Origin of the sequence: Pseudomonas sp. SCPG-7 (assembly GCF_002156405.1) — a bacterium.
GTDB lineage: Bacteria > Pseudomonadota > Gammaproteobacteria > Pseudomonadales > Pseudomonadaceae > Aquipseudomonas > Aquipseudomonas parakoreensis.
Window position 1 is genome coordinate 393,057 of sequence record NZ_MVOO01000002.1, and the last position, 11,433, is coordinate 404,489.

Annotated in this window: 6 protein-coding genes; 5 read left to right on the forward strand and 1 reads right to left on the reverse strand. The window is 59.9% G+C overall.

From position 1 onward, the window contains the following. Positions 1-29 precede the first annotated feature (29 nt). Entirely contained in the window at positions 30-779 is a 750-nt protein-coding gene (locus B1722_RS06100) for an enoyl-CoA hydratase-related protein (protein WP_041068485.1), read from the forward strand. Between the two features lie 204 nt (positions 780-983). On the opposite strand, the gene pyk is transcribed toward B1722_RS06100, so the two are convergent. Further along, on the reverse strand, positions 984-2,435 hold the full coding sequence (gene pyk / locus B1722_RS06105; protein ID WP_041068487.1) for a pyruvate kinase: 1,452 nt from the start codon (positions 2,433-2,435) through the stop codon (positions 984-986). A gap of 172 nt (positions 2,436-2,607) precedes the next feature. On the opposite strand from pyk, the gene B1722_RS06110 reads away from it, so the two are divergent. The 4 genes from B1722_RS06110 to B1722_RS06125 all read left to right on the forward strand — a co-directional run bounded on the left by B1722_RS06110 (position 2,608) and on the right by B1722_RS06125 (position 11,410). Next, positions 2,608-2,994: a tol-pal system YbgF family protein gene (locus B1722_RS06110; RefSeq protein WP_041068489.1), complete on the forward strand. Its 387-nt coding sequence runs from the start codon at positions 2,608-2,610 to the stop codon at positions 2,992-2,994. Between the two features lie 228 nt (positions 2,995-3,222). Beyond that, a complete protein-coding gene (locus B1722_RS06115; RefSeq protein WP_041068491.1) occupies positions 3,223-3,582 on the forward strand; it encodes a PilZ domain-containing protein in 360 nt (119 codons plus the stop codon). A gap of 680 nt (positions 3,583-4,262) precedes the next feature. Continuing rightward, positions 4,263-7,790 carry a hypothetical protein gene (locus B1722_RS06120; protein WP_140395988.1) on the forward strand — a complete coding sequence of 1,176 codons (3,528 nt, stop codon included), beginning with the start codon at positions 4,263-4,265 and terminating at the stop codon, positions 7,788-7,790. After that, the gene (locus tag B1722_RS06125) at positions 7,787-11,410 is read left to right on the forward strand and encodes a Tc toxin subunit A (protein WP_086791842.1); all 3,624 of its coding nucleotides are present in this window, start codon (positions 7,787-7,789) and stop codon (positions 11,408-11,410) included. The genes B1722_RS06120 and B1722_RS06125 overlap by 4 nt, the downstream gene beginning before the upstream one ends. The last annotated feature ends 23 nt before the right edge of the window (positions 11,411-11,433 follow it).

Below are 11,433 nucleotides of genomic sequence, written 5' to 3' on the forward strand. Positions count from 1 at the left end.
TCAGCCCTTTTTAATGTTGAGTAACGCTGATGACCGAAGCCATCCTGCTGGAACGCGAACGCGGTTTGCTTACCCTGCGCCTCAACCGCCCGGACAAGAAAAACGCCCTGACCCGCGCGATGTACAGTCGCCTTGCCGAGGCCCTGAAGCAGGCCGACAGCGATCCTGAAATCAATGCCGTGCTGATCACTGGCAGCGCCGAATGCTTCACCGCCGGCAACGACATCGCCGACTTCATCCAGCAACCGCCGAGCGACCTCGACAGCCCGGTGTTCCACTTCATGCTCAATCTGCTCGAATGCCGCAAGCCGGTGATCGCCGCCGTGGCAGGCGCGGCGGTGGGCATCGGCACCACGTTGCTACTGCATTGCGATCTGGTTTACGTCAGCCGCGATGCGCGGTTGCGCATGCCGTTCGTCAACCTGGGGCTGTGCCCGGAGTTCGGTTCCAGCCTGATCCTGCCGCGTTTGCTCGGGCAGGCCAAAGCGGCCGAGTTGTTGTTGCTCGGCGAAGGCTTCACGGGGGAGCAAGCGGCGCAGTGGGGCATCGCCAGCGAGGCGCTGGGCAGCGGCGAAGCGGCGCTGAACAAGGCGCGGGAGATGGCGTTGCGTTTCGATGAATTGCCGCCGGACGCGGTGCGCATCAGCAAGCAATTGATGAGGGCACCGGATCGCGAGTTGATTCGTAAGGTGATCGAGGAGGAGGGCGCGCTGTTCACCCAACGCTTGCGCTCGCCGGAGGCGTTGGCGGCATTGACCGGGTTTATCAAGCGGCATTGATAGGTTCGCTGGCCGGGCTGGCCTCATCGCTGGCAAGCCAGCTCCCACAGTTTTTGTGGTGGATGCAAGATCTGTGATCACCGCCTAGCCCTGTGGGAGCTGACTTGCCAGCGATGAGGCCAGAGCCGATACAAAATCTGTTGGATCCGAATGCAAAAAGCCCCGACACTCACATGCCGGGGCTTTTGTTTTTCAGCGAATCACTCAGACCTGTGGATCGCCCACGTGCAGGATCTTCATGCCGTTGGTGCCACCGGTGGTGTGGTAGCTGTCGCCCTTGGTCAGGATGACCCAGTCGCCTTTTTCCACGACGCCGCGCTTGACCAGCTCGTCGATGGCTTTCTGGCTGACTTCGTTCGGGGCCAGTGAAGCCGGATCGAACGGAACGGTGTACACGCCACGGAACATCGCCGCGCGGGCCTGGGCTTCGCGGTGCGGGGTGAAGCAGTAGATCGGCACCGACGAACGGATACGCGACATGATCAGCGGGGTGTAGCCGCTCTCGGTCAGCGCGATGATCGCCTTGACGCCCGGGAAGTGGTTGGCGGTGTACATGGTCGCCAACGCAATGCTCTCGTCGCAGCGCTCGAATTCCTTGCCGATGCGGTGGCTGGAGGTCTTGCTGGTCGGGTGCTTCTCGGCGCCAACGCAGATGCGCGCCATGGCCTGCACGGCTTCCAGCGGATAAGCGCCGGCAGCGGATTCGGCAGACAGCATCACGGCGTCGGTGTAGTCGAGCACGGCGTTGGCCACGTCGGACACTTCGGCGCGGGTCGGCATCGGGTTCTGGATCATCGACTCCATCATCTGGGTCGCCACGATCACCGCTTTGTTGTGGCGGCGTGCGTGCAGAATGATCTTCTTCTGAATGCCCACCAGCTCGGCGTCGCCGATTTCCACACCGAGGTCGCCACGGGCAACCATGACGGCGTCGGAGGCCTTGATCAGACCGTCGAGGGTTTCGTCATCGGCCACGGCTTCGGCGCGTTCGATCTTCGCCACCAGCCAGGCAGTGCCGCCGGCTTCGTCGCGCAGTTGACGGGCGTAGTTCATGTCGGCCGCATCACGCGGGAAGGACACGGCGAGGTAGTCGACTTCCATTTCGGCGGCGAGCTTGATGTCGGCCTTGTCTTTTTCAGTCAGGGCTGGCGCGGTCAGGCCGCCGCCGCGACGGTTGATGCCTTTGTGGTCGGACAGCGGGCCGCCGATGGTCACGATGCAGTGCAGTTCGGTCGCGGTGGCGGTTTCGACGCGCATCACTACGCGACCATCGTCGAGCAGCAACTCGTCGCCCACGCCGCAGTCCTTGACCAGATCCGGGTAGTCGATGCCGACCACTTGCTGGTTGCCTTCGGTCAGCGGATGGCTGGTGGAGAAGGTGAACTTGTCACCGATCTTCAGCTCGATGCGCTTGTTGGCGAATTTGGCGATACGGATTTTCGGGCCTTGCAGGTCACCCAGCAGGGCGACGAAGCGACCGTGCTTGGCCGCGAGGTCACGCACCAGCTTCGCGCGAGCCTTGTGCTCGTCGGGGGTGCCGTGGGAGAAGTTCAGACGGGCGACGTCCAGACCAGCCAGAATCAGCTGTTCGAGAACTTCCGGCGAGTTACTGGCCGGGCCAAGGGTAGCGACGATTTTGGTACGACGGACTGACATGCAAAGACTCCTCAGGTTCAAGCGCTCGCAGAGGCTACTACGCTCTTTGGGTGTAGTCATTGTTCGTTTGCACTACTTATTGTTTTCTTTATTGAACGCGACAATCGGAACAAAGGGCTCTGAAGATTTCTCGCCCGAGGTCGATAATGATCACAAGACAGGAGAATACCCCATGCGATTCGTGCCCATTGCCGCCCTTGCCCTCAGCGTCCTCGCCGTCACGGGCTGCACCCGTTGGTCGATGAACCATCATCTGAACAATGCCTACAGCGCTTATGACCGGGGCAATTGCGAGCAGGTGATGCTCGAACTGTCCAAGGTCGAACGCGCCAGCCGGGCCCGCCCGTATGTGTGGCCGGAAGTGTCGATGATGCGTGGCCAGTGTCTGGAACGGCAAAAAATGTACATCGACGCCGCGCAGACCTACCAATTCATCATCGCCTCGTACCCCAACAGCGAATACGCCTTCCGTGCTCGCGCGCGCCTGGAAACCCTGCAGAGCCTGGGCCATTACCCGACGCGCAGCGCAGTGGCCGTGCCAGGTCCGCAACGCTTCTGATGCCGGGTGTCATACAAACGCTGGCTGACTGTACAAGCTGAGCTATAGTCCAGTGATCCGGTTCGCGCCTGGCGTCTGAACCGGGGCAACACCTGCGACTGGTAGAGGTTGAGGTGATGGCGTATTGGCGACCGTCACACCGGGAGCGGGGAGAGCGTGTCTGCGAGACAGGCACGTTCCGAAGCAAAGGTGCGGCTCTGTGATGGAGCCTTGCATGGCGTACTGCGCATGTTTACCGACCGCCGAATCGAACGGCATCAACTGCCGTACTTCCTCCGGGTGTACAACAGCGTCACCGACAAACCCATCGGTTTTCTGGGCAACGTGTCCGAAGACGGGTTGATGCTCATCAGTCAGTTGCCGATGATGATCGGCGCCGAATTCCATCTACGCCTGAAAATCCCTGCCAGCGATGCTTGCCAGCAGGTGATCGACCTCAACGCGTGTTGCCTGTGGTGCCAGGAAGACGCCACACCGTTGCATTACGATGCCGGCTTCAGCCTGCAATGCCCGCCTCCGGAATACGGGCAACTGGTCGAGGCGCTGCGCCAGTACTTCAGCTTCCAGCCATTGCCGGCTTCGGCCTGACTTCGGCGGCGCTCGCACGATTGCAATCGCGGGCAAGCCGGCTCCCACAGTGTTCTCGGTTGATCAAAGCGTTTGTGCACACTACAAATCCCTGTGGGAGCGGGCTTGCCCGCGAATGCATCAGCCCAGACAACGTCTATTCATGAGCTGACCCACAGCAATCCCCCGCTCACTGTCCAGCGTCTTCTGCGCCGCAACGGGGAACATCTGCATGCCGCGATCCACGGAATTGCGCGAGGGTGGCGGCTGGACGCAAGTTCAGTCGACCGGGGGAAACCATCACTAAAAACCGTTGCGCCCCAAGGCGACCTGCGACAGCCACCATCGAGTGCGGGGATAGGGAATACCCGACTTGATGACGCTTATGCACATTGGTGAACCCCCCGGGCGACTGAACCCGACCACTGATTGGCAGCGGCACGGATCACGTTACGGGGCATCGGCAAGGCGCACAAGCCGGCGGATTCTGACGGATCTGTAGGCAAAGGCACAAGGCGATGTAGTTTGCTGCGGGTGTCGAAATAGGGCGTGGAAAGCCTTAGCTGTTCTAGTAATCAAACAATGTTTTTTTAGATGAATTGGATCTTTTGAACTGTCAGTTCTGACAGTGGTTGCGCGCAATGAGCACACGTATGTTGATCCCACAACGTGAGCGATCCATTGCCCGGAGCACTGCCGACATGAACGAAACCGTCGAGGACGACGAGAAAGGACGAGCCTGGCTTGAGACTGAAAAGGTTCAGATCAGTGTCGCTCAGGTCACGAAACTGGCAGACGGATCACTCAAGGAACTGGGCGATGGAGCGCAGTTTTCCGAGGTGTTCTGGGCGGATGCGGTCGAAACATCGCTTTACCAGACCCACCCCCGAGTGCCGCAGCTGCAAACTCAGATGGTGTGCCGGTACAAGTTCGAATCCGGCCGCATCTATGTGAAGACCTTGCGTTACAAAATGACCACGCGCTCCGGGAACTGGTATCGCGCCAATATCGATGTGGGTCTTCAAGCTCGTGACTGGGTTCGCAAGGACTCCCCTGACTCCATGCGTCAGGACACCCAATGGCACGATTACGAAGTTCTGCTCGACTCCCCGCTCGGTCCTCCTGATTATGGCGTGTCGCTGGCAATCAGGGTTGACTACGACGGAACCAACAACGATGTTGAACCCCACGAAGGCTGGGGCCTTGATATCTATCCAGCACAGAAACCGATCATTGAGGTTCCGACTTCCGGAGCCGAGATCGATGTCGAGAAACCGTTCACTGTTTCCGGTAGAAACGGGCTTGTCCCCGGCACAATTCACTTGAAGTGTCAGTACAACGGTACCGAAATTCCAGTGGGTACTGCTCCTGTCCTGAGCAACGGGAGGTGGAATACCTCCATCGGGTTGCCACCCGGCGTATTGGCTTTCTACGCCGAGCAAATCATTGGCAACCAGAACTCCGGTAAGTCCAATATCGTTAACCTCAAGCCAAGGTACGTGGCACCACGCGTCGACTCTCCGGCGAACGGCGCTGTGCTTCAGTCGGCCAGCGGATTGCTGATCAAAGGCCGAGGCACGCCAGGCAAAGTCATCGATGTGATGACACCGGGGGGCGCTGTGTTACACGCCACGACAACCGTCAAGCCTGACGATACATGGGAAGCATCATTCAACCAGTCCAACTACCCTGACGGCGGTCGCGTCGATATCACGGCTGGCCACCGTGACATGAATGATTGGACCACTCCGCAATTCTTCACCTTGCTTCTGCGCCCGACAATCACGACGCCGGCCGAAGGCGCAGTGACCGATCCGAGAGGCACAATCGCTGGGGGGCGAGCTGTTTCAGGCGCCGTCGTCGAAGTCCTCAAGGATTTAGAACATTCATTCAAGATTGGCCAGGGCACAGCAGATAGCAACGGACAATGGCGGGTCACGACGTTCACCCGAGACATGCCGTTCGGTTCGTTCACGATCGTCGCAAAGCAAACGGTGTCAGGGGTTACTTCTGATGCGGGTCCGCCACGTACTTTCAAGGTTCGCCCGCCCGCACTGACCGCAGTCAGCGTCATTTACCCGACACTCACTACCATCGAGTTTTCCGGTGCAGGGCTTACCAACGCCACAGTCGAGATCACGATTGTCAAAGGCCCGGCAGGTGCGACGCTGCCACCTGCTGTAGTTGTGTCCGCAGGCAGTTGGAGAGCAACTTCACAGAACTGGCCCATCGGCGACTACGATCTGAAGATCGTGCAGAAGGTTTCCGATAACGCCGGGGGCTGGATTCCCTCCCACGAGTACCTGTTCAAGACTTCATCGAAGTTGCCGGCGCCCACGGAGGTGACTTACACCGTTTCCAATTACACCCCCACCTTCACCGGAAAGGGCGTTACCAACGCATCGGTCGAGGTTACCGACGAGGCCAATGGCAATGCGGTTGCGCCGGCAACCACCGTCACGGCGCAAGGCTGGTCGACCCGGGCTTCTCAAGCCTGGGCGCCAGGTTCGACGCGCACGGTACTCATCCTGCAAAAACTGGGTAATGCGGTGTCGGATGCGGTAAAGCGGATCATCAATATCGACCGTTTTCCAGCGCCAACCGACCTGTCTTATACGGTGGTCGATTACACGCCGATACTCACTGGCAAGGGGATCAGTGGCGCGACGGTGCACGTGACGGACAAGGCTACCGGAGCGGCGATTGCGCCGCCGGCATCGGTATCGGCTCAGGTTTGGTCGGCACAGGCATCTGCACGCTGGGAACCGAACACCACCAAGGTGGTGCTATTGGTGCAAAAGGACGGTGCGCTGGCTTCCGACCCGGTGGAAATGACGATCACCGTGCCGCTGCTGGCCCCCATCATCACTGCCGTCGAGGACGATGGACTGTCACCGAAAATCTCCGGCACCTGCTGGCCCGGCGCGACGTTGAGCCTGAAGTACAGCGACAGTGCGACCGAGCACCGGCCGGTCGGCACCAGCGGCACATGGACCTTCAAGCGCGACGCGGGATTCGCTCCGGACAAGCAGCACACCGTGACAGTGATCCAGACCGTTGCCGGACGTCCTTCGCCGCCAGTTTCGCAAGCGTTTTCGGTCAGCCCGGAAAAACCGGTCATCACCGAGCCGGGTGAAAACGCAGACACCCACTACGACATGACCGTGCGCGGTATCAACGGCTACAGCGGTGCGACGTTGCAACTGCGGGACGCGCAATTCGGGCGGAATCTGGGTGAGCCGAAACGGCTGACCACTCATGGCGCCTGGTTCGTCGAACTGAAAAAACTCGAGTTTCGCAAATACCAGATCGATGCCGTGCAAACCATTGCTGGCAGACCCTCTTTGCCCAGTGCCGTGCGCAGCTATTTTGTAGTGGTGGTGCCGCCGGTCATCGAGGTGCCGGCGCCGAATCAATCGCTGGCCCGTACCTCGACGCTTTCGGGCACCGCCGAACCCTTTGGTCAAGTGACGATCTGGCGTGAAAATCCGAGTGAAATCCTGCTCGATAAAGTTCCGGTCGACTCTTTGGGAAAATGGCGTGCCGAGGTAACGTCGCCGGTCGGCAATTACACCGTAAAAGGCCGGCAATTTCTCGAGACCCACGAGTCAAAGGAAAGCGCTCCGCGCACTTACAAAGTGGTGCCTGCCGCCCCCGTTATCGAAAGCCCCGGGCGAGGCGTGCATGTCGGTCGTCAGGTCGTTGTGTCCGGCTTCGGCTATCCGGGTGACACCGTTCTTGTGACGCTGACAGGCAACGGAGGCACGGTGCGAGCGAGCGCTCCGGTGCTTGAAGACCGTACCTGGTCATTGATGCTTGAAACGGGGCAGTCCCTCGGCCCCGCGGATCTGGTGGCGGTGGCTTCGCGTGATGATTTCCAATCTGCCGCCTCGGCTGCACTTCCAGTGGTACTGGGCACATATTTGCCAGCGTTCGATGAACCGGCGCCGGGGTTCTGGGTAGAAAATCCGCTGCGCTTCGTCGGCAAAGGCCGCACGGGCGTCGGGCGCGTAGTGCCCTGGTTCAACCCTGAAACCGTGCTGAGCGCAGGCATTGCCGTCACTGCTGAAGGCTGGTGCGGCGAGGCCACGCAACCCCTGCTCCCGGGCGGCCAGTGGTGTCGATTCCAACAAACCATCACCGACGCAGCGGATGGCTCGACCGTATCCGACTGGGTTGAAAGCGAGCGTTTCGAGATAGCGTCGATTGCTCCGGGAGCCCGACCATGACCGAGCCTTTGATCCGCCCAGTGCAGCAGTGGCTGAAACAAGTATTCAGTGACGAACAGCGGGAAAGCTACGCCGATTTTTGTGAACACCTCGAAAACGGTGGTTCGATTTTTCCGCTGGTCGAGCAAGGCGTTCAGGGGCTGGTCAAGCATTACCGGTTGAACCCCGACGATGCGCAGACATTTTTACGCAGAGCCAACAGCCTGGCTGTTTTTGTCCGGCGCCGGTTCATCGAACACTCGTTGAGCGGTTCGAACGCCCGGGTCACCCGCCCCGCCAGCGGCCTGTTGTCGAGGGTCGAAGGGCCAAGCTACGAGCAACTGTTCTCCCCAGATTTCGATGGCCTGTGCCCGCCGCAGGCACTGGAGTCAATCGTCTCCCCGGTGGCCTACCTGATCGAGCTGTTGCGCTGGATCGAGGAGAAAATATACGCCGTCGGCAGCGCCGAAAAACTCGATTTGCATAGGCGTCGTCAGGATCTGAAGAGGCTGCTGGTTGACTTCAATGCCGTGCATCAGGCGGTGTCGGCGCTGGACATCATCGTCCCGGTGCTCGAGACGTTCATCAAGGAAAACGATAACACTGCTGACCTCGAAGAGGCGTTGATCCAGACCCGTTATCCCAACGGTCTGCCGTACTACCAGCACTGGGTCACGCTTGATTTTGTCGCCCGTGAACACGGCTTGTCGGTGGGCAATATCGTCCAGATGGTGGATTTGGCCTATCCCTACTTCCTGCAGCCCGAGGCGTGGGACAACGATGCAGGTCGCGCCTTTACCCATGCGTCGCGGTTGGGGCCTCACCAGCGTGAACTGTTGACGGAAGCGCCCACTGACGAGGCAAACAAACTCGAATATTACCAACGCAACTTTGGTACGACCGGAGACGATTGGCAGGACCTCAATCAGGTGAAGTTCTTTGGCCAGCAAACAGGGCTGGACACCCGGGATATCGAGTCGTTGCTGTCGATTCGCGAATTCGCCCCGACGCGTTCGGCCAACGTCACCGTGTATGAGAACGAGCAGCCGGGCGCTGACGAGAGCCAGCGATCCGGCTCGGTGTATCTCAATGCCGCGACCAGCCCGGCACTCGGCATTGCTTACAGTGAAGACAGCGCAACTTTTCTGCATCGTTTTACACAAGACCCGGACACCATTGACCGCTACGAGCGAATGAATCGCAAGTTGCGCCTGGATCGATGGCTGGAGCTGCCCAGCGAGCAGGTGGATGCGTTGTTGACGGCGGCGATCAGGGCAGAGGCACGTCAGGCGAAACTGGCAGACCCGTGGTGGATTTCCACCCATCAGGTGCAGGCCCTTGGCTTGTTTCAATCGCTGCGTGAACGTTATGGCTGTTCGGCAGAGGACTTCGCGGTATTTATCGATGAAATCCCGATTTACGGCCGTGCCGATGCCCTGTCACTGTTCGATCGTACCTTCAACAGCCAGGGCAATTATCGTCAGCCGCTGGTGCTGGACGGCGAAGCATTTGCGACGCTGCCGGTGCAGTCTGGGGCGGAGCTGACGATCAGCCAGTTGTGCAGCGGATTGGCTATCGATCTGCAGACGTATGCCTACCTTGCGGTCGCGATCGAACGGGCACACGGGTTTAACGGCACGCTCTGGCGCACCCCGGCAGTCATTTCGAGTTTCTACCGATTGGTGAAGTTGCCACGGTTACTGGGCATCACCCCGGTCGAAGGGGTGCTGATGCTGACCCTGTTGGGTGGCGAGCGCTGGGTCGACGGGCTCGCAGGCGTACCGCGCCTGTACACACGGCTCGAAAGCGAAACCCCACCGGATGTGCTCAATCTGATTGATGCCCTGCACGCCTGTGTTTCCTGGTGCAGGGATCGCGAAATCCCTGTCCTGTGGATGTTGAATCAGGTGGCACCGCTGCAGGCGCTGGCGGTGGCCACGCAAGCTGAGCGTCGGTTGTTTGAGCAGATTCTCAACCTGCTGCCGGCGACGCTGTTCAACAATGCCGGGTTGTCGATGGCTGGCGTACCCTCGCTGGAGGGGCTGGACTGGCTGCAATTGCTGACCAAGCTGGTCGACCACAAGGGGTTGATCATCGATCTGCAATTACCCGAGGCCCAATACTTGAGCCTTGCCCGGGAGATTTTCGACCAGGCCATCAGGGAAGGGCTGGGCGAGGACGATGCCAGTGTTCGGGGCGCGCTTGTCGAGCGAATGCTTGGCGTGCTGTTGCAGGCGCGGGAAGCGCAGTTCTCGGTCGCCAGGGAGTGCCTGGTGGCGTACACCGGCCTTGATATCGAACGCGGATTGCTGATGCTGACCTGGGCAAAGTCCACGGTTTATCAATTGTTGTCTCAGGTCAGCGCGCGTGCCGATCGTGATGCCGCTGATGCGCTCAGCCACGCTGCACGTGCTTCTGAACAACCCGACCCGCTGCTGAGCCTGTTGGCTGATGTGCGACGTCGCAGCGCCGTGACGAACAAGCTGGATCTGTCTGCGGTGTTGCTCGAAGATTTTCTGCAATACGGCCATAAGGCCTGGATGGCTCAGAACGATCGACATCTGCTGTCTATCCGTACCCTGTATTACCTGAGCACACTGGGTCGGGCTTTCGAGCTGAGCGAGCAGCCGGCCGGCAAACTGCTCGATTACCTGCGTCAGGTCAATGCATTGCCCAGCCCTCTGACAGGCGATGCGTTGCGCCTGGCACAGGAAGCGGCCGCGTTGCGGTTGGCGGCGTTTTTCGACTGGAGCGTGCAGGAGGTGCGTGAGTGTGTCAGCCGCATCGACCCGACGTTGAAGATTCTCAAGACACTGCCCCAGCTCGATTTGCTGATGCGCATCCGCGTATTGGCCCGGGACAGCGGCATGGATGCCCTGACGATTTTCCTCGTGGGAAACCTGCCACAGACCGTAGACAGGGAGGCTTATCGAGTCGCTGCCGAGCGCTCGCTGTTCAGCCTTTCAGGCAACCGTGAGTCGGAGGGCGCCTTCGCCGATGAGGTAGCGCAACCGCTGGTCACCATGACCTGTGTTGTAGACAAGACTGAGGTGGTGGCCGGCAAACCCGGCGAGAAAGTGACGTTTACCGTGACGCTGCGCGATGCCGACAAGCGGCCATTGAGGGGTGTCAATGTGTACTGGCAGGTGAGCCTCGGCACACTTGCGACCAAGGCCACCGATGTCGACGGAACGGTATCGGTCGAGTATCTGCCGGGCAAGGTCATGGGGCAGGAAACGCCACTGTTCTGGCTTGACCTGATCGACGCGCAACAGGCTCCGACCATCAACATCTCCGATGACCCCGAGACGCTCTCCTTCCCGGGACCATTAACGTCTCTGGTGCCGCTGGAGCCGGTTCCTGCGGGGCAGGAAGTCGCGTTGTACGCCACGCTGCGCGACAACTATCGAAACCCCGGGCGCAACCGTCTGGTGCGCTGGTTTGCCGTACCCGTCAGCGGCAGTAGCGGCTCGGCGGTGATCCGTCCCGAACAGAATTATGCCGATGCCGAGGGGATTACACGGGTGTACGTGTCGAGTTCGTCCGGTGGCACGTTCACTTTCAGCGTGCGCTGCGATGCCAATAACAGCGAAATATTTTTTGACCCGGTCACTTTCACCGAAGCCCCGATTCTCCAATGACAGCGTTGGTTGACGCAGCGTTC